Raw genomic sequence first — 23,555 nt, 5'->3', positions numbered from 1 at the left:
GGCGTACTGGGTAGTGTCACGATGATCCTCTTCCTGTCTCCCGGCAAGCCTAGCCGCACCGGGAAGGCTGCCTCATCTCAGCCTGACAGACAGGGGACCGGCCTTGCCGCCGACCACACGTCGACCCTTGTGGCAGGCCACCCCGATGACCCCCACCGACAGGAGCAGCCGGTGGCGGCGCGCCAGGATCGACCAACCACCCCCACCCGTGAGAAAACTGCCTTCCGGGACGGCCAGTGGCGCACTGTCATGGCTCCCCTCTGTGTCAAGACGCCGCGGGGAGGAGAGTTCTATCCTGGGTCTCGGCGGGTCCGGGAAGTGACTTCTCCGAAGAGCCGGCTGGGGGATGCGAGTCGGTCACGCTGGAGTCAGTTGTCGTTCCCTGTTGTCCTCCCGGGCCCGCTGCCATGGCCGCCGTGGCGTCGTTGATCATGGCCCGGTAGGCGATGTCGGACAGGCATCGTTTCAGCGCGCGCATCGCTTCCATCGATGTCTTGCCGGCGGCTTTCTTGCGGTCGAAGTAGGCGCGGCCGTCGGTGGGGTTTCGTAGCTGGACGGTGCCATGATGTGCAGTACCCGGTTGATCTGCCGGTTCCCGGCTCGGGAGAGTCGGTGTCGGACCTGTTCGCCGGAGGACGCGTCGATGGGGGCGGTGCCGTTCCAGGAGGCGAAGTGGGCCCGGTTCGGGAACCGGGTGATGTCGCCGACCTCGACCAGTAGCCGGGCGGCGCCGGACGGTCCGATGCCGTGCAGGTCCATCAATGTGGTGCCGGTGGAGGCCACCAGCTCCTTCAACTCTTTGTCTGCTTCCTTGGAGCGTCGGTAGATCCGTTCGAGGTCACCGATCAGCTCCGCGGCGACCCGCCGTCGGGCCTTGCCGACCGCGTCACGGGGCCGGACGGTGGCCAGCAGTGCCTTGGCCTGGGCGGCGGACAGGCTCTTCTTCGCCCCACCTGGAATGAGTTCCAGCAGCAGTTGGTGCAGCTGGGACACCATCCGGGTGTGGTCTTCACCGAGGGAGCGGCGCCGGTCGACCAGAATCCGCAGCAGAGCGAGCTGCTCGCGCAACCCAGGTTCAATCCCCTACCCGTCGTGCGGTCCAGTCGTCGATGCAGCGACACCAGCACGGCCTGGCGCGCGAGATCCACCGGGCCGTCCGTGACCGCGACCAGGTCGAGATCGCTGACGCCCGCGACGTAGTCGCCAGTTGCCAGCGATCCCGCGATCAGCAGATCGCTGATCCAGCCCATCGCCCGCAATGCGGTCGCGAACCGCTCCAGGACCGAAAGTTCGGCCGTCATCACTGGCGTCTCCCAACAGAGAAACCATCACGGTAATCGTCCGTTCTCGGGCACCGCCGGCCGTGCGGGGACCCGCGGACGACCGTCACACTCCCGGCCGATGAGGGGGCGCCGCCGCGGCGGCGGGGTCAGCCGATGATGAGCGCGGCGACCGCCGTGCTCGAAATGGCCGGACGACGTCCCGTCGTGCGCTGGTAGCGCCGGACCAGGTCGTGTCCGCGTGTTCGGTGGCCAATCCGGCGTCGGGCGCGCAGCAGCAGGTTGCGTGTCGGCGGCGGGTAGGTGCCGGCCAGGTCGACGAGCAGGGAAGGGACGTCAACGCCTGCGGCGCTCAGTGTCCATGCGGCTCCGGGATCGAGCACGACGAGTAACGGGGACACCTACACCCGACTGGCCGCCGGCTTCGAAGTCGGGGTCGCCACCGCCTGGCGGTACGTGCAGGAAGCGATCACCCTGCTCACCACAGCCGCCGAGGACCTGGCCACGGTCCTGCCGCGCATCCGGCGCCTGGCGTACGCGATCCTGGACGGCACGCTGATCCCGATCGACCGGGTCGCCGACCAGAAGCCGTACTACTCGGGCAAACACAAACGCCACGGCGTGAACGTGCAAGTCATCGCCGATGCCGCCGGCCGGCTCGTGTGGGCCTCGCCCGCGCTACCCGGCTCAACGCATGACGTGTCCGCCGCCCGCACCCACGGCATCATCGACGCGCTGACCAGTCACGACGTGATGACCTTCGCGGACAAGACATCCGATGGGCGTAGCTGTCAAGCAGCGACAGCGGCTTTGGCTGGCATTGGGAAGGCTGTCGTTTCTCGGTAGTGCTGCCGTGTTCTCAGGCAGTGGTGGAGGCAGCCGAGGAAGCGGTTGAACAGGTGACGGAAGGCGGCGGCGTGACCGTCGCCTGCGGTGCGGCGTCGGTCGTAGTGGGCTCGCGCGCCGGGTGACTGGTTGAGTGCTGACAGCCCCCAGGTGAATCCGACTGCGGCAAGTCGGTCGTTCTTGATTCGGCGTTGGGAGACGACCAGACTGCGGCCGGACGCGCGCGTCACCGGGGCCGCGCCGGCGAAGGCCTTCAACGATCGCGCATCGACGAAGCGGGTGCGGTCGTCGCCGATCTCGCCCAGTAGCCGTGCGCCGGCTTGGGCTGCGATGCCAGGGAAGCTGGTGATGATCTCGTAGTCCGGGTGTTGCTGGAACGCTGTCTCGGCGGCCGCCGAGAGGTGGTCGATGCTTGCGCACTCCGTGGTGAGCGTGGCGAGCAGCCGCAGTGCCTGGATGCCCATCGCTTGCTCGACGAGCGGGTCCTGGCGCAGGTGGGGCTGGCGCAGGATCGCGTGGAGCTCGGCGGTGACCTGGTCGATGTTGCGGGAGCGGCCGGCTCGGCGCAGTGCGGCGGCGATGCGGGCTTTGGACAGCGTGATCGCTGCGGCGGGGGTCGGGGCGAGTTCGAGCATGGCTCGGGTCAGCGGGGTCGCCAGGTTCCCGCTGCGGTTGGCGGCCGCTTCGAGCATTGCTGGGTAGTACTCGCGCAGCAGCGACCGCAGCTCGTTGCTGGCTCGGGTGCGCCGCCACGTCGCGTCCTGGCATGCGCGAGCGAGGACCGCGATCGAGCGGGCGAGTTCGGTGTCGGCAGGCAGCGGCCGGTGCACATGCATGTCCGTACGCAAGATGTTCGCCAGCACGACGGCGTCGGCGTGGTCGGATTTCTTGCCCGACGCCGAGTAGCGTTCCCGGTAGCGGGCGACGGCCATCGGGTTGATCGGATAGATCGGGCGGCCGGTGGCGCGAAGCGCTGCGACCAGCAGGCCACGCGGGGTTTCGATCGCCACAGGGATCGGGCAGTCGCCGTCGTCGCCGGCTTCGGCCAGTATCGCCAGAAGCGTCTGGAAGCCCTCGACGGACTCGGTGATGCGGGCCTTCGCTACCAGGGTGCCGTTGTCGTCGACGAGCGCGATGTCGTGGTGCTTCTCGGCCCAGTCGATACCGCAGGTGACCTTCAATATGTCCTCCATGCCGGGGTTCGGGCTGGTCCTTGCCCTGACCGGGATCGCGCGGCGCCCTAATGGAAAGGCTCGATGGCCTGACATCCGATGAGCCGTCCTTGATCCCAGCGACCGGCACGGCTCCCCGTCTTACGTCGAGGGCTCCTGGCCCCGAATAACCGAGGGATGCTCCGTGCTGGCGGGCTCGAACCACGAACAGATCCAAACGGACCCGCTCCCGCAGAGCGGGCCGAGCCACGCAGAAGCTCCCGCCTTATCGCGAGGCGTCGGACGCCGGGGATACCAAAGGAGTCGCAGCAAGAGCCCGACCCGCTCTGCACCCATTAGGGCTACCAAGGCGCCCACGGCAGCGTGCGTACCCCGTTCAAACGCCACAGCCACCGGCCGAAACTGTCAAGTCGGGAGAAGGCGGTCAACCGGGCCCACGCGAAGATCCGCGCCCGAGGCGAACGCGCGATCGCCACCCTCAAGACCTGGAAGATCCTGGTCAAGCTGCGCTGCTGCCCACGCCGAGCGACCCCAATCGTGCAGGCCATCCTCGTCCTACACCGAGTCGAGAACGACCGCTACACAAGATGAAAAGGGCTGTGAAGGTGGGTGTTGGCTGGCCTGGGGAGGCTGGCAGGGTCAGCGTCATGATCGCGGCTGGGTGTGGCTCATGAAAATGGTGGCCCCACGAGGTGCTCTCAGTGAGATCTGCCCATCCGGTGCGTGGTCTGGCGCCGGCCCTGCCCCTCTCGGTGGCTTGATCAGAAGCTTGCCCGGTCCGTCGCAGCGGATCGTGGCTCATCACAGTCCTGCCTCGAGAGCACACATCTCCCGGGCCGACGCCGTCACGACGTCTCCTCGGAAAGGCAGTACGCCGCAATGGCCATCGTCGCAGACCAGTACGACTTCGTCATCGGCGTGGACACCCACGCCGCCTCCCACACGCTCGCCCTGATCACCGCTGGCACCGGCGCACTCGGGCAGCAGGCTCAGTTCCCGACCAGCCCGTCAGGGCTGCGCCGTGCCGTCGACTGGATCCAACGCCACACCCACCAGGCGCCAACGCTGATCGTCATCGACGGCACCGGTTCCTACGGCGCCACCTTCACCGAGCAGCTGTCTGCAGCCGGCTTGACCGTCGCCGAGGCCCCGACGTTGCGGCCACCACCCGGCGTCGCCGTGGCAAGAGCGACGTCGTGGACGCCGTCGCGATGGCCCAAGCAGCTCGCAGCCTCGACACAAACGAACTGCGCTGGCCACGTGCCGGCGGCGATCGCACAGCCCTGCGCATCCATTCAGGGCGAGATGATTGGCCTGGGCTACCGGCTCGCGGCCAGCACGATCTGGGCGATCCTGACCACCGCCGGTGCAGGCCCTGCTCCCCGACGGGCGGGACCGACCTGGACCGAGTTCCTCACCACCCAGGCCAAATGCATCCTGGCCTGCGACTTCCTACACGTCGATACCATCGGACTGACCCGCATCTACGTCCTTTTCCTGATGGAGATCACGACCCGGCGAGTCCATCTCCTGGGCGCCACCACGAACCCGACCGGCGAGTGGGTGGCACAGCAGGCTCGCAACCTCATGATGGACCTGGGCGAGCAAGCCGGCCAGTTCCGGTTCCTCATTCGGGACCGGGACGCCAAGTACACCACCGCGTTCGACACCGTCTTCCACGCCGCGGGTGTCGAGGTGCTCCGAACACCACCGCAGGCGCCCCGAGCGAACGCGTTCGCAGAGCGCTGGGTCCGCACGGTACGGCGGGAGTGCCTGGACCGGATCCTGATCTACAACACCCGACATCTGCTCGCCGTGCTGCCCGAATACCTGCCGCACTACAACCGGCATCGCCCGCATCAGGGCCGCGGACAACGCCCACCTGACCGCGACACAGTCCCAGCCCCGGTGACCAACCTGGATGCCGCCCGAGTACGACGCAGGAAGGCCGTCCACGGGCTGATCAACGAGTACGAACAGGCCGCGTAGCCGAAACCAAGTCATCCAACGGGGCGGCAACTCCGACCCAGGTCGACCCAAGCTCTACACCGCCAAAACCGCACTTCACAGGCCATAACCGAGTTTCCGAACGGTACAGGCTCTGGCGCGTCTCCGGACCATCGCCCACGGCGCATGCGCCTCGAACTCTTCACCGGCGCTCGTGCTCGACCACGCGCAGTGCGCCGCTGGGGCAACGGGCGATCACGTCCCGCAGGGTCTGGGCGGTGACATCGGTGTCGGTCCGGGTGGGGTCGATCCACGGTCGCCTGCTGGGCATGAACACCTCGGGCATGCCGCGCACGCACTCCGCCGCGTGCCGGCACAACGCTGCGTCGAAGGAGACGTCCACCAGGGGGCCGGTGTAGGTCTTGGGGGAGGGGCGCATCGGCGCCGGGCCACGTCGGCCGGGAGAGGTCGCGTCGGTCATGTCAGTCACCTAGTCGCTGACCTTGGACGGTGGCGCGTTGAAGAGCAACTCCCGGTACTCGGGGTGCTTGCGCATCCAACCGAGGATGTAGGGGCAGATCACCAGTGCCTTCAGGTGTCGTTCGCGGATGTCGTCGAGAGCGGCGCGGGCCAGGGCGCTGCCGACTCCTCGACCCTCGAAGGCCGGGTCGACCTCGGTGTGGGTCAGTACGACGAGCGCGCTGGCCTCCTGGAAGTCGACGAACCCGGCGACCGTCGTCTCGTCGAGGGCGGCTTCGTACCGCCGCCGGTCCGGATTCCTGATCACGCTGACGCCGAGGGACATGGTCGTGGGCCTCCTGGCCGAAGGGGGATGGACGAGGTCGTGTGCCTCGATGGTGCGCATCTCTGCGATGTCTCAGAGTTGCGCAGCAGACGGCCTGCTCGCGTCCGGGAGTCCTGCCTAGTCCTGCCGAGCCCGGTTCGAACCTGGTTCGAACCTTGGGCAGCCTGACCGGTCAGGGAAGCGGGATCTCCTTGAGGTGTCGGCGAGAGGTGATGCCCAGCTTGGGGAAGATGTTGCGGAGGTGGGCCTCGATCGTGCGGGGGCTGAGGAACAGCTGCGCAGCGACCTCCCGGGAGGTCGCTCCGGTGGCCACCAGCCGCGCGATCTGCACCTCCTGCGCGGTGAGGGCATCAGTCGGCTGCGCGGTCCGTTTGCGGGGATGCTCACCGGTGGCGCGCAGCTCTCGGGCGGCCCGCTCGGCGAACGCCTCCCAGCCCATGTCCGAGAGCAACTGGTGGGCCGTGCGGAGCTGTTCTCGGGCGTCCTGACGGCGGCCCTCGCGGCGCAACCACTCGCCGTAGACGAGGTGGGCGCGGGCGAGGTGGGGGACCCACCGGCAGTTGCTGAGCCGTTCGATGGCCTCGTGGTAGTGCTCCTCGGCGTCGGGGCCGGCGATGGTCAGCGCACGTGAGCGCGCGGCCAGCCCCAGCGCGAACTGCGTCCCACTGGCGTGGGCCCGGGAGCTGAGCTGCGCCAACGCCGCGGCCGCGTGCTCCGGCTCACCGGCACGGGACGCCGCTTCGATGAACTCGGGGACCGCATTGGTGCTGTGCGGGAGTTCGTCGTACTCCCAAGGCGGTGTCACGGCGGCGAGAGCCGCGTCGTAGTTGCCCAGGCCGTTGTACAGGTAAGCCAGTGCGACCTGGCTCGAGCCGAGCGTGGTGCCCTCACCCCGCGTGGTCGCGTCCGCGACAACCGCGGCAATGAGGTCCGAGGCCTCAGGCTGCCGGCCGCGCCAGGCGGCCAGTAAGAAGCGGGCGTTGGGAAGCGGCCGGGCTCCGGTCGCCCGCGAGATCGCATCCGCCTCCGAGAGGAGCTCACCGGCACGGGAGAGCTGGCCGGTCAGCGCCAGATAGACAGCCATGACATCGAGCGCAGCGGGAAGTGTGGACAGCGCGCCTGTCTCGCGGGCGAGCCGGACGGCTCTGCTGGCCAGGGCATGGAACGACTCGTCGTCCCACAGCATCACCGATACATGGCAGCCAAGCCACAGCCAGCGACCGTTGTCGAGGTCTGGTCCCGAATCGTCATGTCGGACGGCTTCGAGCGCCCGCTGCAGGGATGGAACGCTTGCCTCGTAGCCGTGCGTGAACCTCGTGGTCAGCCCGTCCAACAGCAGATCTACTGGCCGGGGCGGGGACGGCGGCGGGGGCGCGTCCTGGGCAGCCTTGGCCACCTCTCGCAACCCGCTGCCTCGCGCGGCGAACCGACCAGCGTGCAAGGAAGCCTCGAACGCCTGCACGTAGGCCTCGCGTGCGCGCGCGGCGTCCAGTGGGCCCAGCGTTCTGGCAGCCTCGAGAAGCGTCTTCGGCTCGTCGCTCCCACGCTTGGTGTGGAACGCGATCTGAGCCTGTAGCAGCTCGAGCCGGGCGTGCTGGAGGGCGTCCAGTGGCCCGGCCGCGGCGACGGCCAGCAGCTCCAGAGCCTTTTCGGATGCGCCGGCGTCGTGCTTGGCGTGTGCGGCGGCGAGGGCCCGCGTCGCTCGGACGGCACGATCGGGGGTCAGCTCGGCCGCGTGCTGCAGGAACGCAGCCGCAGCCGCCAACCCGCCACGGGCACGAGCCCGACCAGCAGAGCGCTCCAGCTCGGCGGCGGCGCGCTCGTCGGTGCCCAGCACCGCCTGGGCGTGGTGCCAGGCGCGCCGGTCGGGGTCGGACACCGGGTCGGTGACGGCGGCCAGCGCGCGGTGCACGCGGCGCCTGTCCGGGGGCTTGGCGGCGCGGTAGACCGCCGAGCGCACCAGTGGATGAGGAAACCGCACCCGGGCGCCGATCTCCAGCAACCGGGCATTCTCGGCCGGTGCGGCCGCCTCGGGTTCGATCCCGAGGTGTGCGGCCGCACGCCACAGCAGCGCCACGTCTCCGGTCGGTTCGGTTGCGGCGGTCAGCAACAGCAGCTGCGTCTCCACCGGGAGGCTCGCCGAACGGCGTTGGAAGCTGTCCTCGATGCGGCGCGGGATGCTCGCCGCGTCCGGCAGCTCGAACCCGCCGGCCAGCTGCATGCTGCGCGGCAGCTCCAGCAGGGCCAGGGGGTTGCCGCGCGCTTCCGCGACGATCCGTTCGCACACTGCGGCGTCCAGGGTGGTGTGGAACGCAGAGGCCAACAAGGCGCGGGCCTCCTTCTCGCCCAGCGCCTCGAGGCGCAGCGCAGGCAGGCTCGAGAAAGGGTGGGTGTCGCCTGTGCCGGAGTCGCGGACCGCGTACACCAACGCCAGTCGCTCGGCTGCCACCCGCCGCGCCACGAACGCCAGGACCTGCGCCGACGCCTCGTCCAGCCACTGCGCATCGTCGATCAGACACAGCAGCGGTGCCTCCTCGGCCACCTCGGCCAGCAGGTGGAGGATCGCTAGCCCCACCAGGAACGGATCCGGTGCGGCGCCGGCCCGTTGCCCGAACGCCACGCCGAGGGCGGCCTGCTGCGGGTCGGGCAATGCGCTGGCGCGGTCCAGCATCGGTCCGCACAGCTGGTGCAGACCCGCGAACGCGAACTGCGCCTCGGCCTCCACCCCGACAGCGCGCGCAACCCTGAACCCCGAGCGGGATGCCGTGGCGCAGGCGTGCTCGGCCAGCGCGGTCTTGCCGATGCCCGCTTCCCCGTGCACGACGAGTACTCCGGCGCGACCAGAGTGCGCCCCGGCGAGCACGTGCTCGAGCGTCTCGCGCTCCTCGCGCCGGCCCAGAAGGTTCGTCACGTTTGAGTCCACCGCCGGTCCTCGGTTGGGAGTTGGTGAGTATCACCGACCCGACGTGGGTCCGCGACTCGCATCCCGTCCCTGACGAGCAACGATACAGCGATCACCTACGGGACTTTCACCGACGCGAAGGGGCCGCCGTCGGGGCGAGCCTGATGACACCGAAACCTCGACCCGAAGGATCCCGATGTCTGCCAGCCCTGTCATCGACGTCTCCCACCTGAACGTCACGTACGCGGACTTTTCCGCAGTGAAAAACCTCTCATTCCAGGTCGAGCGCGGCGAGCTCTACGCCCTCCTCGGCACCAACGGGGCCGGCAAGACCTCGACCCTGGAGGTCATCGAAGGACACCGCACGGCCGCGTCCGGCACGGTGCGGATCTTCGGTGAGAGCCCGCAGGACCGGGACGCGGTCCGGCCCCGACTGGGGATCATGCTGCAGGAGAGCGGCTTCTCCCCGGATCTGACGGTGCGGGAGTCGGTGGGCCTCATCGGCGCGTTGAGCGGGCGCAGGGACGACGTGGACCGGGTGCTCGATGTCGCCGGCCTCACCCGCAAGAAGGGCACCAGGGTCTCCCAGCTCTCCGGTGGCGAGAAGCGTCGCCTCGACTTCGCCACGGCCGTGTACGGCGGGCCCGAGCTGGTCATCCTCGATGAACCCACCACGGGCCTGGACATCCAGTCACGGGACGCGCTCTGGGCCGCCGTGGACAGGCTGCGCGAAGAGGGATCCACGATCGTGCTGACCACCCACTACCTGGAGGAGGCGCAGCAGCGCGCCGACCGGATCGGGCTGATGCACGAGGGCACGCTCCGCCGGGAGGGCACGGTGCACGAGCTGACGCAGGCGATGCCGGCGGTGATCAGCTTCGCGCTGCCGCCCGGCGCGCCCGAGCCGCCGATCGTGGGTGCGCGCAACGGCTCCTTCCACGTCGAGACGTTCAACCTGCAGGCAGACCTCTACCGGCTCCTGGGCTGGGCGCACGACACCGATGTGGAGCTGCAGGACCTTACGGCCGGGCCGACCCGCCTCGATGACGTCTTCCGGTCCATCGACGCCGCATGAGCCCAGCACCGAAGACCACGTCGCCCCATCCTGAAAGGAATCACCCCATGCTCGAGATCGCTCGCAGTGAGCTGACACAGATCTTCCGGAACCGGCTGGTCATGGTCAGCGGACTGGTCATCCCGGTCGCGGTCGGCGCCTACCTCGTCTACCAGCACGAGACCTTCGCCGATCTCGCCAGCCTCGGCTACGTCGCTGCGATCGTGATGTTCACCGTGTTGGCCTTCGGGCTCTACACCACCGCGGTGACCACGCTGGCCGCACGCCGGCAGAACCTCTTCCTCAAGCGGTTGCGCTCGACCGCCGCGAGCGACCAGAGCATCCTCGTCGGGCTGGTCCTGCCGATCACGGTCATCGCCCTCGTCCAGGTGGTCGCGATCCTGGTCGTGCTGGGTGTGGTCACCACCAGCCCAGCCGAGATCCCGCTGCTGGCGGTGGCGATCGTGGCGACGATGGCCATGATGCTGGCACTGGCTCTCGCCACTGCGGGCCTCACGAACTCCCCCGAGCACGCCCAGGTGACCACCTTGCCGATCAGCCTGGCGGTGATCGCCGTGGCCAGCTGGGTAGGAATCTCCGGTACCGAGGAGCTCGCCTACCTCAAGCGACTCCTCCCCGGCGGCTCGGCCACCGAGCTGGTGATGAACGCCTGGAACGGTGGAGTTCCCCTCGCCGACTCCCTTCCCCTGCTGGCCCCCACCGTGGCCTGGGTCTTCGTCGCGGTCGCACTGGCCAAGCGGCTCTTCCGCTGGGAGCCCCGACGATGAGCCCAAGGAAGAGCCTGGACGCAGTCATTGACGGCCGATACGAAGTGGGTGACGTCATCGGGTGGGGCGCTACGTCGGACGTCCGCCGTGGTCACGACGTCGTCACGGGCCGTGCGGTTGCCATCAAGGTGCTGCGCGCCGACCTCGCGCGCGATCCCGTGTCCCGGACCCGGTTCCGGCGCGAAGGGTTGACGATGGCAGGACTGCGCCATCCTGCGATCGTCGCCGTCTACGACACCGGCCACGAGGAGCTCGACACAGGCTCTGCGAACACGGTCCGGGTCCCGGTCATCGTCATGGAGTACGTCGCGGGGCACTCCCTGCGGGACCTGATCAGGATGCGCCTGCCCACGCTCAACGAGACCATCCAGTACCAGCTGGGGATCCTCTCGGCGCTCGAGTGCAGCCATCGGGCCGGTGTGGTCCATCGCGACATCAAGCCCGCCAACGTGATGGTCACGCCGGAGGGTGCCGTGAAGGTCGTGGACTTCGGTCTCTCCAGTGCCAGTGGGCATCCAGCTGCCACCCTGAGTCAGGATTCCGGGCTCTTCGGGACCCCGTCCTACGTCTCCCCGGAGCAGGCCCGCGGAGAGACCGTCGACGCCCGCACGGACCTTTACTCCGCGGGCTGCGTGCTCTACGAGCTGCTGACCGGAAAGCCACCGTTCGTCGGAGACGATCCCGTCTGCGTGGTGTACCAGCACCTCCACGAGCAGCCAGTGCTGGTCCGAACCGACCTTCCGGCACTGAATGCGGTGCTCGCGAAGGCTCTCGCCAAGGATCGGGACGACCGGTTCCAGGACGCGACCTCCTTCATTCGAGCCCTCCTGTCCGCAGTGAGGACACACAGCCTGTCCCCAACGGGGCACTCGCAAGCACCTTCGGCAACGACGCGCGCGTCGCACTCGCCGTGGGCACCACGCCGGCCTGGCCCAGGTCGCGTGCTGACCACACCACCGGACACACAACGAGACAAGGACCACACCATGGGATTCATCAACGTCGGCAACGAGAACAGCACCTCCATCGAGCTCTACTACGAGGACCAGGGCGCGGGGCAGCCCGTCGTCCTCATCCACGGGTATCCGCTTGATGGGCACAGCTGGGAGCGCCAGACGCGCGAGCTGCTCGCCGCCGGGTATCGCGTGATCACCTACGACCGCCGCGGTTTCGGCCAGTCCACCAAGGTCGGCACCGGCTACGACTACGACACGTTCGCCGCCGACCTGTCCGCCGTGCTCGAGACGCTCGACCTCCGCGACGTCGTCTTGGTCGGGTTCTCGATGGGCACCGGTGAACTCGCCCGCTACGTCTCGGCGTACGGCACGGAGCGCGTCGCCAAGCTCGCCTTCCTCGCCTCCCTCGAGCCGTTCCTCGTGCAGCGCGACGACAACCCCGACGGCGTGCCGCAGCAGGTCTTCGACGACATCGTCGCCGCGGCCAAGGGGGATCGCTACAGCTGGTTCGCCCAGTTCTACCGGGACTTCTACAACCTCGACGAGACCCTCGGTTCGCGGATCAGCGAGGAGGTCGTGCGGGCGAACTGGAGCACCGCCGCAACCAGCGCCCCTGTCGCCGCCTACGCGGTCGTCCCGAGCTGGATCGAGGACTTCCGTGACGACGTCGAGGCGGTCCGCGCCGCCGGCCTGCCGACGCTGATCCTCCACGGCACCGCAGACAACATCCTGCCGATCGACGCCACCGCCCGGCGCTTCCGGGACCTCGTCCCGGACGCCGACTACGTCGAGGTCGAGGGCGCCCCTCACGGCCTGCTCTGGACGCACGCCGACGAGGTCAACCTCGCCCTGCGCACCTTCCTCGGCTGAGCAGCGCCAAGGGGAGAGGAGCACACATGACTGCGTCGGACCGCGACCCCGGGTCCGGCCGGCGGCAATGGCCCCTGATCGTCCCGGCCGCCGGGCTGGTGGTCGTGTCGTTGTTCGCCCTGGCCGCTGTCGTCATCCAGTTCGGCCCGCCCTGGTCGATGGGGGAAGGAGATCGCAACCACGTCTACGAGAGCGACGCCGGCTCCCAGCGCTACCAGGTCCACGTTCCCCCGCAGCACGACGGGAGGGCACGGCTCCCGGTGGTGATGGCCATCCACGGTTGCGCGATGACGGGCTACGGGTGGAACTCGATGAAGGCCACCACGCAGCTCAACGACCTGGCCGACCGTGAGGGCTTCATCGTCGTCTACCCGACGCAGCGGATGTTCCGCAGTGCAGTCAACTGCTGGAACTCTGATGACCCGCGAGAACAACACCGTCACGCCGGAGAGCCTGCGCTGCTGGCGGGCGTGGCCCGGCAGGTGGTCGAGGAGTACGACGCGGACCCGGATCGCGTGCACGTCGCCGGTGCGTCGTCCGGCGCAGGGACCGCCGTCATCCTCGCGGTGACCCATCCCGACGTGTTCGCGACGGTGACGTCGGTGGCGGGAGGGGAGTACGGGCTGAACCAGGTGGACCCCGACGATCCCGGCTCCACGCCGTCGGCGTACACCGCGCGCCAGGCGTGGTCCCAGATGGGCGACCGGGCACGCCGGGTGCCGATGCTGGTGATCCAGGGCGAGGACGACGACGTCGTCCCGCCGCTGGTGGCCACCCGTCTCGTCGAGCACTGGACGGCCGTGCACGATCTCGTCGACGACGGCCTGCTCAACACCAGCCTGGACCTAGTCGAGGAGACGACCTGGGTGGATCCGGGACCCGACAGGCGCACGTACAGGCACACCGCAGTCTCGACGCCCGACGGCAGGTCCGTGGTCGAGCTGTACCTCGTCCACGGCATGGGACATGCCTGGCCGGGTGCCGCGGGCGAGGGTCTCTTCACCGATCGCTCGGGCCCGGGCGCCAGCGTCCTCCTCTGGGAGTTCGCCAAGCGCCACCCGCAAGGCTCAGCACCACGATGAGTGCCATCACGACCATGAGAGAAGAAGGCGATCACATGACTCAGCAGATCAAGGACGACACCGATGCGTCTGTGACGATCAGGCTCGAGGACGTTCGCCCCGTCGGCACCTACACGGTGAACCTTGCCGACGGATCCGTCGTCGGTCGGGCGGACTTCGTGCGTCCTCCCGCGGTGGACGGTGAGCGGATCTTCTTCCACACCGAAGTGGACCGAAAGTTCGGCGGGCGGGGCCTGGCGCGACTGCTCGTCCGCGGAGTGCTCGAAGACAGCATTCGGACGAACATCACCGTCGTCCCCGTCTGCCCGCTGTTCGCGGCCCACCTAAAAGAACATGGCGATGAGTTCGTCGCGATGGGCGGCAAGTTCCGTCGGCCGAGACCTGCCGACCTCCAGCTCGTCACCCACGCCGTTCGGGCAGAGGAAGGCCATGCGATCACCGATTCCTGACTACCTGATCGAGGCGCTCGAGGACGTCGCGCCGGACACGTCCGGTGTGCGGGCGGGATACATCCCGGAGCTGGCGGCGGCCGATCCCGATCGCCTCGCCGCGGTCTTCGCCACCGTCGACGGCGTCGTCTACGGCGCGGGGGACAGCGATGTCGAGTTCACCATCCAGTCGATCTCCAAGCCGTTTACCTACGCGCTCGCCCTCGCCGACAGGGGCTTCGACGCGGTGGTGGCCAAGGTGGGTGTGGAACCGTCCGGGGAGGCGTTCAACGAGATCTCCCTCGAGGACGGCACCGGGCGTCCGCGAAACCCGATGATCAACGCGGGTGCCATCACCACGCACTCCCTGGCAGGGGTTCCGGGGCTGGAGCCGGGGGAGCGGCTGGAGCGGGTGGTCAGCGGTCTCTCGGCGTTCGCCGGACGCCGGCTGGAGGTCGACGAGGCGGTGTGCGCATCGGAGCTGGCGAACGCGCACCGCAACCTCGCCATCGGACACCTGCTGCGCAGCCACGGCGTACTCACCGAGGACCCGGCCACGGTCGTCGAGGGCTACACCCGGCAGTGCTCCTTGCTCGTCACGGCACGCGACCTCGCACTGATGGCAGCGACCTTGGCCAACCGTGGGGTCAACCCGCGCTCGGGCGAGCGCGTGGTGCCGGAGCCGGTGGTGCGCCAGGTGCTGAGCGTGATGGCCACCTGCGGCATGTACGACGCCGCCGGCGACTGGGCCACCCAGGTGGGCATCCCGGCGAAGAGCGGTGTCGCCGGGGGACTGATCGGGGCCCTTCCCGGCCAGATCGGCATCGCGACGTTCTCGCCCCGACTGGACCCCCACGGGACCAGCGTGCGGGGCGTGTCCCTGTTCGAGCGGTTCTCCGCCGACATGGGGCTGCACGTGATGGAGGTGCCGCCGATGGCGCGCGCGGTCGTGCGCTCCAGCCACGTCGTCGGCGCGGGACCGGACGCGATCCACGTCTTCGCGCTGCAGGGCGGGATCCGCTTCGCCGGCGCCGAGAGAGTGGTGCGGGAGATCGTGAACACTGCTCTCGCGGAAGCGAGGGTCGTCCTGGACCTCACGATGGTCCACTCGATCGACGACGTGGCCCGCAGGATGCTGCTGGAGGTGGTGCGGCGGCTGACGCTGGAAGGTCATGTGGTCTACCTCCTGGACCCGGAGTCGGTCCTCCCTGACCCCGATCCGGGCGACGGCGGCCAGGTCACCGTCGTGCGGGACCTCGACGAAGTGGCCGTGCAGGAACAGCGGGTGTCTGTGACCCGCCCCAAGAGGTCAAGTTCGGGAGAGTGAACCGGCTGGGGACATGACTCCAAGCCGCGTTGCGGTTCGCCGGGTTGTCGTGGGCAAGATGAGGCCCACCGCGTGTGTGCCCTATGTCGCCAGCCAATCGGATCTCGGCGTATCAGTTCGATCGCAGGAGGGTTCGACTCTCTCCCGGGGGGAGCGGCCCACCGGCGCGAGGCGCCTGTCCCAACGCATCCGCGTTCACCTTCGAGCAGAGTCGGGGCAGCCCGGGATACCTGCTTGGCTGAGGCCTCCCCCGGATTCGACACCCCTCCACTTACCCTCCAGAAACCGTGAGAACGAGCGGTATCTGACGGGCTAGGGTGAGAGGTGTCCGCGGGCCCCAAACCCGTTCGTTACGAGTGGATCGCAGGTTTTCCGACTTGATCGGAGACGTCGGCGAGGTGGCTGACGGCTCCAAGGGGTCGCAGGTTCAAATCCTGTCAGCCCGACAAATGTGATGTCTCAGGCGCTGGTCGGTACGGTGGCCCGAGAGCTGGCCGGGCGTGGGGCGGCCCGGTTGCTGTCGAAGCTGGCGGTGCCTGTAGGGTGCCAAAACGAGGTTCCGGTCTTTGACCTGCGGATTCGTAGATCGGTTTATGCGGCACGGTGGTACTTGTTGATGACGCCACCGAGTCGTCGGCGGCGTCGGACAACGCCCTCGATCGGCGTCACGATGCCCGGCTCACGGTTAGCGGTATCTGCCCGCGCCCCTGGTGGGGCCGATGGTCATTGAAGTGTCGGACATACTCGGTCAGCACTACCCTGGCATGCCGCTGGCGTGAACCAGGACCTGGTCGGTGCACTCCTCGCGCATGCTGCGGCCCCATCGTTCGACGAAACAGTTCGCCGTCGGTGTACGCGGTGGCGTCTTCACCACCTGCACGCCCTCGTCTGCGAGTACGGCGTCGAACGATAAGGCGTACTTGGTGTCGCGGTCGCGGATCATGAACCGGAAGTCGCTGGTGCGTTCGCCTAGGTCGATGAGGAGGTTGCGGGCCTGCTGGGTGACCCATGCCTGGCTCGGGTGGTCGGTCACGCCGAGCAGGTGGACCCGTCGGATGGCGAGCTCCATGACGACCAGCACGTACAGACGGCGTAGCCAGACGGTATCTACGTGGAAGAAAGTCGGCGGCCAGTAGGCCGGTGGCCTGGGTACGCAGGAACCTCCGCCAGGAGGTGTCGGTGTCGCGGGGTGCGGGGCCGAGGCGGCCTTTGGCCAAGATTCGACGGATGGTGCCGAGACCGACGCGGTGGCCCAGTCCGAGCAGTTCGCCGTGGATGCCTCTTGTTGCCCCAGCGGGGGTTGTCCCGGGCCATCCGGCGGATGAGTTCGCGGATCTCATCGCTGACCGGTGGTCGGCCACCACGGTGGGGGTAGGTCCAGCGGCGTTGGACCAGCCGTCGGTGCCAGGCCAGCAGCGTCGCCGGGGTCACGATCCGACGGACACGGACCACGCGCGGCAGGAAGCGGGACAGCGCCGACAGGATCGCCCGGTCCGGCCAGGACAGCCGCGGCCGGCCCCGGACCTGACGGCGCAGCACCGCCACCTCATGACGCAGGGCCAACAGTTCCGCAAGCACGACCTTGTCGCTCCGAGCCGCGTACAGCAGGGCGTCGAACATGCGAACCGTGACCAGATAGCTCAGTTGGAACACCATGACCACGACGGTGCCCCAAACTCGCGATTCCCCAGCTCACAGCAGGTGCGACAGGTTTTGGCACCGACATCGGTCAGTCCGACACTGGGATTGCGCTCCTCGGTCAGCCCGATTTCAGCGCCGCCCGCTTGTTCCTGATCTCGGCTGGCAACGTGCGTGACCGGCCGCGGGGGCTTGACCACCGAGAACTATGCGACATCTCGGAGATTGAGGACCCGGCGCATGCTTGGAACGCGCTCACCGTGGGCGCATACACCGAGCTGACCGCGCCTCCGACGGACCCAACCTTCGACAACTGGACGGCGCTCGCCGGCGAAGGCGAACTCTCCCCGCATAGCCGCACGTCGGTGTCCTTCGCCAGCCGAGCCTGGCCAATCAAACCGGATATCTGTATGGAGGGTGGCAACGTCCTCAGTGACGGCGTCGACTTTCACGACAAACATCCGATTGTGTGTGTCCGTACCACCTCGGCCCGGGACGACCTCGCCCTCGCCTCGGCGAACGCCACGAGTGCCGCTACGGCGCAAGCGGCCCGACTCGCGGCGAAGGCCATGGCGGCGTATCCGTCCTACTGGCCGGAGACTATTCGAGGCCTGCTGGTCCATGCGGCCGAGTGGACGCCGGCCATGAAAGCCGACGTGCAGGGCGCAACAACGAAGGCTGTCCGGCAGACGATGCTGCGCCGCTACGGTTGGGGCGTACCAACCGAAAATTCGGTCCTCGCCTCCAACACCAACGCTGTCACCCTCGTGACCCAGGACGAATTCGTTCCGTTCGACGGCCGAGACCACGCTGCCCGACGCTTTCGGCTGCACCGGCTGCCGTGGCCGGCTGAGACGCTTCGCGAACTCGCCGAGGCAACCGTCCAACTCCGCGTCACCTTGTCCTACTTCATCGAACCGACTGCATCCCGACGAGGCTGGCGTCGGCGCTACGCCTACGCCTCCCACGGCTTAAGGTTCGAGCTGAATGCACCCCTCGAGCCCGTCGATGCCTTTGTCGCGCGCATCAATCGCGAAGCGCAGGACGAGGAAGCAGGCGCCCGCCCACCCAGCGGATCGGAACGCTGGCTTGTCGGGGGTAACCAGCGCGACCTTGGCTCACTCCACCAAGACATCTGGGAAGGAGATGGCGCGGCTCTCGCCGACTGCAGCCTCATCGCCGTACATCCGGTCGGAGGCTGGTGGAAGAACAACAAACGCGCCGACCGAGCAAACCTACCCCTGCGCTACAGCCTCATCGTCTCGCTTCGCACAGCCACGCAGGACGTCGACCTGTACTCACCGATCGCCGTACAACTCACCGTGCCAGTCGTAGCCGAAGTCGAGGGGCTTAGCTGATCCTCAGCGGGCGGGGTGTCTCGTACCTTCTGGGGGACGTCCGCCGCTGATGCTGGTCGACGGTAACGAAGAGCGACCAGAGGTAGCCTTCGGTGAGATCCGCCCAGGCGACTGGCTCGGATCGGGTCGGATCCGTACCGGGCGGGATGATCCACCGGATGATGAAGACCTCGGCGGACAGGTGGCGAGACCGCAGCGCAGGCGGCAGGTGTCCGTTTGACGGCTAGAGCGAGTGGTGGTCGGGCAACGGGCATCCCGCCGACGGCATGTCGGTGGCCATGGAAGCCGACCGCTGCGGCGGCAACCCGTCGGTGGTGATCGAGGACCTGGCAAGTCAAACACGCCGAGCGGCGGATAGCCCGCCAGCAGATCAAGATGCGGGCACCGGACCTGGACCGCAGGAACCGTGCCCCCGGGGGGCACCTTGGGCGACGGAACTGCCGTCTAGCGTCACGTTCCGTCGACAATGCAACATAGTAAATCCGGGCAAACTGACATAAGTGCAGGTCAGGCTCACCTTCCCCTTCTGGCTACGGATCAGAAGGTGGCTGTACAGCCATCCGTACCAGCCAAGCCGGCCGTTGTACACGGTCCGGGGCCGACGGTGGCCAGCACCGCGAGCAGGTCATCGGCAATGATCGACGCCGGCCGACAGTAGTCTTGATCTTTGCAAAGCAGGGGAGCGAGGCGTGCCCGCTCAGTGTCCGATGGGGCGTGTGGCGACAGTCAACGGCGCTCAACTCTTGGACGTGCCAGCGGGGACCACGAGGGGACCACACGTCGTGCGCGATGGTGGACGACATGGCCTCGACTACACGCCCTGATCTTGGGGACAGCGTGCGTGACGTGCGGGAACGCTTAGCAAATCGTCCTGGGGGTCAAGGGGTCGTCGGTTCGAATCCGGCCGTCCCGACGCAGGTCAGAGGGCTGATCCGGAAGTCGGGTCGGCCCTTTCGCCGTTCTGGGGACCAAGATCAGTCAAGTTGAAGCGTGCCTAGCGCTGCTTGACCGACGGTCAAGTCTCAAGTGTCCAGCCGGGATGGCTGCCGAATGGCTCGTTCTCTGGATCAAGGCGGCCCGCAAGCGGGCCGCGCCGGCCGGCCCCGGCCTGCTGGCGACCTTCGGCCGGCATCGGCCGGGCCGGCCGACCACGCTTGGGGACGACCAGGACCACGAAGACCTAGGGGCTACGCCCCGAACCCCGACCCTCCTCAGAGATGCCGCCCGCGGCTCACCTCGCCGGACACCGCCAGGCTGGAAGGCCTACGACTGCCCGACGAGGAGGTCCGCTAGCCGAGACCTCGGCCACGTGCCGCCACGGGGATCGCCGCCGTCCCGAGAAGTGATCTGCGATGGCACGTGCCACCCAGTTCGGCGACGACTCAGAGTCCGCGTCCAACCCGATACGCTCCACGATGGCGGTGAAACGCTGCCCGAGCAGGTCCAGGTCCTTCAGCATGTCCTCACCGGCAGCCGCCAAACGGGGCGCCCACATAGTGGTGTGTTCCTCGACGGCGGCCGTGGCGTCGAGTTCGGCGTCGAAAGCCTCGGCGAAGGCCTACGACTGACCAAGGCTCAGCCCGCCGGCGAACCACGAAACGATCATCCCCGTCGATCACCGTGACCGCCACGCGCCCCTCTACAGGCGTCAGCAGCGGCCACGATCCTCAACGAGGCGCCGCTCTCGATTCCCCGGCTCAACGGGCATCGGCTGGTACGGGCGTCCTCGTTCAGCCTGACCCACCGGCGCCAGGTAACCAACCCTCCGGCAAACCGGGGGAACCTCAGTTCGCCAGCCTCCGGCACCTGTTGACAGTCTGTGTCCAGCCAAGTGAGCAGCCGAACCAGCGATCATCGACGGACGATTGACGGACCCGGACACCAGGTGTAGCGCGATGACTAGGCGGCGAACCAGCGCCGGGCAGCCGACTCGTAATGCGAAGGTCATCCGTGCCATCCACGTGCCAGTAGCCCGTACCTTCGGCGGTCACCAGCGGGCTCGAACGGTCTCCACTTCCTGCGGTTGGCCCGCCCCACCAGGTCCTTGTCCGCCGTGATCTTCGACCCTCCAAACTGGCGGTAAACGATGGAAGTCGGTGGCCGGGAAGCCCTCGGCGAAGACAGGATGCACTGTTGGACAGGACAGTTCAGGCGGAGAGCCTGCAAGTCGGTGTCCCGTACCGGGTTTGATGGACATATCGAAACCTGGGAGAAGATCAAGCTATGCCGGCACCGAAGAAGTACCCCGATGAGCTGCGTGAGCGTGCGACCCGGTTGGTGATCGAGGCCCGCCGGGATCCGGCCAGCACGATCGGCGCGATCCGGCGGATTGCCGACCAGCTCGGAGTCCATCCGGAGGCGTTGCGGACGTGGGTGAAGCAGGCCGAGACCGACGCCGGCCAGCGTCCGGGTACTACCAGCAGCGACGCGGAACGCCTTGCCGCTCTGGAACGGGAGGTGCGTGAGCTGCGTCGGGCGAATCAGATCCTGCGCTCCGCGGCGTCTTTCTTCGCGGCGGAGTTGGACCGTCCGTCGCGGTGAGGGTCGGCTTCGTCGACTCCCAGAAGGCCGAACACGGTGTCCAGCCGGTCCTGCAGGCGCTCGAAGGCACGCCGGCACAGATCGCACCGTCGACCTACTACACCGCCAAGACCCGCCCCGCCAGCGCACGATCGAGGCGCGATGAGGAGCTGACCGCGATGATCGAGCAGGTCCACGCGGACAACTACGGCGTCTACGGGGCACGCAAGATCTGGCACGAGCTGCGCCGGCGTGGCATGCCGGTGGCCCGGTGCACCGTCGAGCGGCTGATGCGCCAGGCCGGGCTACGCGGGCTGCTGCGCGACAAGTCACCGCGCACGACCCGGCCGGCGGCTGAGACCGGCCGCCCCGCTGACCTGGTCAGACGGGACTTCACCGCGGAACATCCGAACCAGCTGTGGGTCGCCGACCTGACCTACGTGCGCACCGCCGTGGGCTGGGTGTACGCCGCGTTCGTCCTCGACGTGTTCTCCCGCATGATCGTCGGCTGGCAGGTGTCCACGTCGCTCTACGCGGATCTGGCTCTCGACGCGCTGAAGATGGCGATCTGGCGCCGTGAGAGTCAGGGCGCTGACCTGCGTAAACTGGTCCATCACTCGGACAGGGGAGTCCAGTATCGAGCGATTCGCTACAGCCAGCGGCTCGCCGAGGCCGGCGCCGTCGCCTCGGTCGGCTCCAAGGGCGACTCGTACGACAACGCCATGGCCGAGGCGTTCAACTCGCTCTACAAGGCCGAACTCGTCCGCAACCGAGGTCCGTGGCGCCGCCTCGACGACCTGGAAATGGCCACCGTCGAGTACATCGACTGGTACAACAACCGCCGCCTACACGGCGAACTCGGACACGTCCCGCCCGCCGAACACGAGGCCCTACACGCGATGACCCACCCGGTCACCGCACCCCTGGAAACCAGCTAACCAACTCTCCATCAAACCCGGGGCTTGACACTTGTTGGGATCTTGACATGAACATAGCGGTTGATGAATCAGGGCGAGCTGGACCGGTCGTCGCGTGCCTTCCGATGTTTGGCATGACGCGCGCCGCCATGGCTGCCGCCTTCACCCCTGCATTCGCAGGTGCCGGCCTGCGCGAGGTGTACCTGGATCTGCCCGGCCACGGAGACTCTCCAGCGAACTGCCCAGCCGCGTCCCAGGCGATGCTGGACACCGTGTGCGAGTGGCTCGACCGCCACGTCGGCGCGCCGGTCCTGCTGGCTGGTGCGTCCTACGGCGCCTACCTCGCCGCCGGGATCGCGCGCCAGCGGCCCGAGATTGTCCGCGGCCTGCTCCTCGTCTGCCCGGGCGTCAAAATCTCGCTAGAAGGCCGGGCACTGCCTGAGTTTGAGCCGCCCGAAGCACCCACGGGTTGGCTGGACGGCGCTCCCGCCGAACTGCGCCCACACCTTGACGTGGCTTTGGGTCATCGCACGTCGACTGTCGTCGCGACGGTGCTCTCGGCCCTGCACTCGGGCGGGCCTGGCGATGAGAAGTTCCAAGAAGAGCTACGAGGGGGCCGTGACTTCGCGCTTCCCGACGAGGATGCCGACATCGTCTTCGGCGGTCCGGTCAGCGTGATCACCGGGCGCCAGGACGGGATAGTCGGCTATGCCGACCAGTTCCGCTCTATGCGCCACTATCCCCGAGGCACTTTCACAGTGGTTGACGCGGCCGGACACTACCTGCCGTTCGAACAACCCGCGCTGCTGCGGTCGCTGACCCAGGACTGGCTGCACCGAACGAGGATCTGACGAGGGAGCTCCGCGGCAACTGCGGCTCCGGGCTGGCCCAGCCCTTCTATTACGATCACTGCCGTGTAGGTAGGCGATTCAGTCGGCAGGAAAGGGCCGGGTCGTCATCTTCCTGCTAGGGACGTAGTGGCTCCAGGTGGCGCCAGCGTAGGCGTGCTGGCGGGTGGTGGTGGTTCGATGGAAACCCAGTGCGTCGGCGATGACCGGTGCAGGTGCTTGGAGCACGAGCTGGCGCAGCGCGGAGACGCGGGCCTCGACGAGTGGGAACTGGAGCCGGCGTAGCCATCGGTGCAGGGTGTTGTAGGCGACGGGCTGGCAGGGTAGTCGGCCGGGGAACAGCCATTGGTCGTCGCGGCGCTCGTTGATCAGGCGGTCTAGTAGTTGCGCGACGGCGGGTGGGAGCGGGCTGGGTGGTTCGCCGAGACGTAGGTGCGGCTCGCCGTCGATGTCGAGCAGGTCGTCGTGGGTGAGGTGCTGGACGCGGCTCAAGGGTTGGGCGTAGAGCAGCGTCAGCACCGCTGCTGTCCGGGCCGGCGTGGGGGCGGTGTCGTCGCTGAGGTAGCGGTGCAGCAGGGCCAGGCGGCGCTGTTGGGTGAGAGCGGATCCGGGCTGGAATGAGACCCGGTGCGTGATGAGGTGCCGGGGCAGGTGGTGATGTTCGATAGCCCAGAGCAGGAAGCCGCGGATCAGGTGGCGTTGGTGGACTCGGTGGGTGACGTTGCGGGTGCCGAAAACCATATCCGGGCTGGTCAGGCCGCATTCTCGTACTCATGTAGAAGCCCGCCGAGTCGGTCGTGTCGGTGGACGTTCAGGT

18 protein-coding genes and 4 pseudogenes are annotated in these 23,555 nt (G+C 68.0%); 13 read left to right on the top strand and 9 right to left on the bottom strand.

Annotation, left to right across the window (positions count from 1 at the left end; genetic code table 11):
* Positions 1–465: 465 nt before the first annotated feature.
* The 3 genes and pseudogenes from ACFY2Q_RS28880 to ACFY2Q_RS28870 form a co-directional block, all read right to left on the bottom strand.
* The gene (locus tag ACFY2Q_RS28880; RefSeq protein WP_387135713.1) at positions 466–759 is read right to left on the bottom strand and encodes a transposase; all 294 of its coding nucleotides are present in this window, start codon (positions 757–759) and stop codon (positions 466–468) included.
* A 305-nt stretch (positions 760–1,064) separates the two neighbouring features.
* Positions 1,065–1,301, bottom strand: a pseudogene (locus ACFY2Q_RS28875) (nucleotidyltransferase domain-containing protein); the annotation flags it as partial.
* Between the two features lie 128 nt (positions 1,302–1,429).
* Entirely contained in the window at positions 1,430–1,681 is a 252-nt protein-coding gene (locus ACFY2Q_RS28870; RefSeq protein WP_387135716.1) for a hypothetical protein, read from the bottom strand.
* Between ACFY2Q_RS28870 and ACFY2Q_RS28865 the strand changes: the two are divergent.
* Positions 1,671–2,063, top strand: a pseudogene (locus ACFY2Q_RS28865) (transposase family protein); the annotation flags it as partial. The gene ACFY2Q_RS28870 and the pseudogene ACFY2Q_RS28865 sit on opposite strands and share 11 nt — an antisense overlap.
* Positions 2,064–2,071: 8 nt before the next feature.
* Here the strand turns inward: ACFY2Q_RS28865 and ACFY2Q_RS28860 are convergent.
* Entirely contained in the window at positions 2,072–3,319 is a 1,248-nt protein-coding gene (locus tag ACFY2Q_RS28860; RefSeq protein ID WP_387135706.1) for an IS110 family transposase, read from the bottom strand.
* 318 nt (positions 3,320–3,637) lie between these two features.
* On the opposite strand from ACFY2Q_RS28860, the pseudogene ACFY2Q_RS28855 reads away from it, so the two are divergent.
* Positions 3,638–3,889 (top strand): annotated as a pseudogene (locus ACFY2Q_RS28855) (transposase family protein); the annotation flags it as partial.
* 327 nt (positions 3,890–4,216) lie between these two features.
* Positions 4,217–5,287, top strand: coding sequence for an integrase core domain-containing protein (locus ACFY2Q_RS28850; protein ID WP_387135704.1), 1,071 nt, complete (start codon positions 4,217–4,219; stop codon positions 5,285–5,287).
* Positions 5,288–5,447: 160 nt separating this feature from the next.
* On the opposite strand, the gene ACFY2Q_RS28845 is transcribed toward ACFY2Q_RS28850, so the two are convergent.
* The 3 genes from ACFY2Q_RS28845 to ACFY2Q_RS28835 all read right to left on the bottom strand — a co-directional run bounded on the left by ACFY2Q_RS28845 (position 5,448) and on the right by ACFY2Q_RS28835 (position 8,961).
* On the bottom strand, positions 5,448–5,726 hold the full coding sequence (locus ACFY2Q_RS28845) for a (4Fe-4S)-binding protein (protein ID WP_387135702.1): 279 nt from the start codon (positions 5,724–5,726) through the stop codon (positions 5,448–5,450).
* A gap of 9 nt (positions 5,727–5,735) precedes the next feature.
* Positions 5,736–6,050, bottom strand: coding sequence for a GNAT family N-acetyltransferase (locus tag ACFY2Q_RS28840; protein ID WP_387135700.1), 315 nt, complete (start codon positions 6,048–6,050; stop codon positions 5,736–5,738).
* 172 nt (positions 6,051–6,222) lie between these two features.
* Positions 6,223–8,961 carry an ATP-binding protein gene (locus tag ACFY2Q_RS28835; RefSeq protein WP_387135698.1) on the bottom strand — a complete coding sequence of 913 codons (2,739 nt, stop codon included), beginning with the start codon at positions 8,959–8,961 and terminating at the stop codon, positions 6,223–6,225.
* Between the two features lie 187 nt (positions 8,962–9,148).
* Here ACFY2Q_RS28835 and ACFY2Q_RS28830 point away from each other — a divergent pair, with 187 nt between their 5' ends.
* The 7 genes and pseudogenes from ACFY2Q_RS28830 (at position 9,149) to ACFY2Q_RS28800 (ending at position 15,457) form a co-directional block, all read left to right on the top strand.
* Positions 9,149–10,027 (top strand): ABC transporter ATP-binding protein, encoded by an 879-nt coding sequence (locus tag ACFY2Q_RS28830; RefSeq protein ID WP_387135696.1) that lies wholly within the window; start codon positions 9,149–9,151, stop codon positions 10,025–10,027.
* Between the two features lie 47 nt (positions 10,028–10,074).
* On the top strand, positions 10,075–10,794 hold the full coding sequence (locus tag ACFY2Q_RS28825; protein ID WP_387135694.1) for an ABC transporter permease: 720 nt from the start codon (positions 10,075–10,077) through the stop codon (positions 10,792–10,794).
* Positions 10,791–11,618, top strand: a pseudogene (locus ACFY2Q_RS28820) (protein kinase); the annotation flags it as partial. The gene ACFY2Q_RS28825 and the pseudogene ACFY2Q_RS28820, both read left to right, overlap by 4 nt.
* 162 nt (positions 11,619–11,780) lie before the next feature.
* The gene (locus ACFY2Q_RS28815) at positions 11,781–12,620 is read left to right on the top strand and encodes an alpha/beta fold hydrolase (RefSeq protein ID WP_387135711.1); all 840 of its coding nucleotides are present in this window, start codon (positions 11,781–11,783) and stop codon (positions 12,618–12,620) included.
* Between the two features lie 26 nt (positions 12,621–12,646).
* Entirely contained in the window at positions 12,647–13,702 is a 1,056-nt protein-coding gene (locus ACFY2Q_RS28810) for an alpha/beta hydrolase family esterase (protein ID WP_387135692.1), read from the top strand.
* 35 nt (positions 13,703–13,737) lie between these two features.
* On the top strand, positions 13,738–14,151 hold the full coding sequence (locus tag ACFY2Q_RS28805) for a GNAT family N-acetyltransferase (RefSeq protein WP_387135690.1): 414 nt from the start codon (positions 13,738–13,740) through the stop codon (positions 14,149–14,151).
* A complete protein-coding gene (locus tag ACFY2Q_RS28800; RefSeq protein ID WP_387135688.1) occupies positions 14,132–15,457 on the top strand; it encodes a glutaminase in 1,326 nt (441 codons plus the stop codon). Before ACFY2Q_RS28805 ends, ACFY2Q_RS28800 begins: the two co-directional genes overlap by 20 nt.
* Positions 15,458–16,211: 754 nt before the next feature.
* Here the strand turns inward: ACFY2Q_RS28800 and ACFY2Q_RS28795 are convergent.
* Positions 16,212–16,526, bottom strand: coding sequence for a hypothetical protein (locus tag ACFY2Q_RS28795; RefSeq protein ID WP_387135686.1), 315 nt, complete (start codon positions 16,524–16,526; stop codon positions 16,212–16,214).
* Positions 16,527–17,139: 613 nt separating this feature from the next.
* Between ACFY2Q_RS28795 and ACFY2Q_RS28790 the strand changes: the two genes are divergently transcribed.
* The 3 genes from ACFY2Q_RS28790 (at position 17,140) to ACFY2Q_RS28780 (ending at position 22,741) form a co-directional block, all read left to right on the top strand.
* Positions 17,140–18,453: a S8 family serine peptidase gene (locus ACFY2Q_RS28790; RefSeq protein WP_387135709.1), complete on the top strand. Its 1,314-nt coding sequence runs from the start codon at positions 17,140–17,142 to the stop codon at positions 18,451–18,453.
* 2,223 nt (positions 18,454–20,676) lie between these two features.
* Positions 20,677–21,911 (top strand): IS3 family transposase gene (locus tag ACFY2Q_RS28785; RefSeq protein WP_387135684.1). Its coding sequence is split into 2 segments (ribosomal slippage): positions 20,677–20,956 and positions 20,956–21,911, totalling 1,236 coding nucleotides; the frame shifts between segments, so codons are not numbered across the junction.
* Between the two features lie 113 nt (positions 21,912–22,024).
* Positions 22,025–22,741: an alpha/beta fold hydrolase gene (locus tag ACFY2Q_RS28780; protein WP_387135682.1), complete on the top strand. Its 717-nt coding sequence runs from the start codon at positions 22,025–22,027 to the stop codon at positions 22,739–22,741.
* Between the two features lie 78 nt (positions 22,742–22,819).
* Here the strand turns inward: ACFY2Q_RS28780 and ACFY2Q_RS28775 are convergent, their stop codons facing one another.
* Positions 22,820–23,479: a hypothetical protein gene (locus tag ACFY2Q_RS28775; RefSeq protein WP_387135680.1), complete on the bottom strand. Its 660-nt coding sequence runs from the start codon at positions 23,477–23,479 to the stop codon at positions 22,820–22,822.
* Positions 23,480–23,555 lie beyond the last annotated feature (76 nt).

The organism is Micromonospora sp. NPDC000316 (genome assembly GCF_042898885.1).
Lineage (GTDB): Bacteria > Actinomycetota > Actinomycetes > Mycobacteriales > Micromonosporaceae > Micromonospora.
Note: the sequence above shows the minus strand (reverse complement) of the source record. Positions and strands in the feature narration are given on the sequence as shown.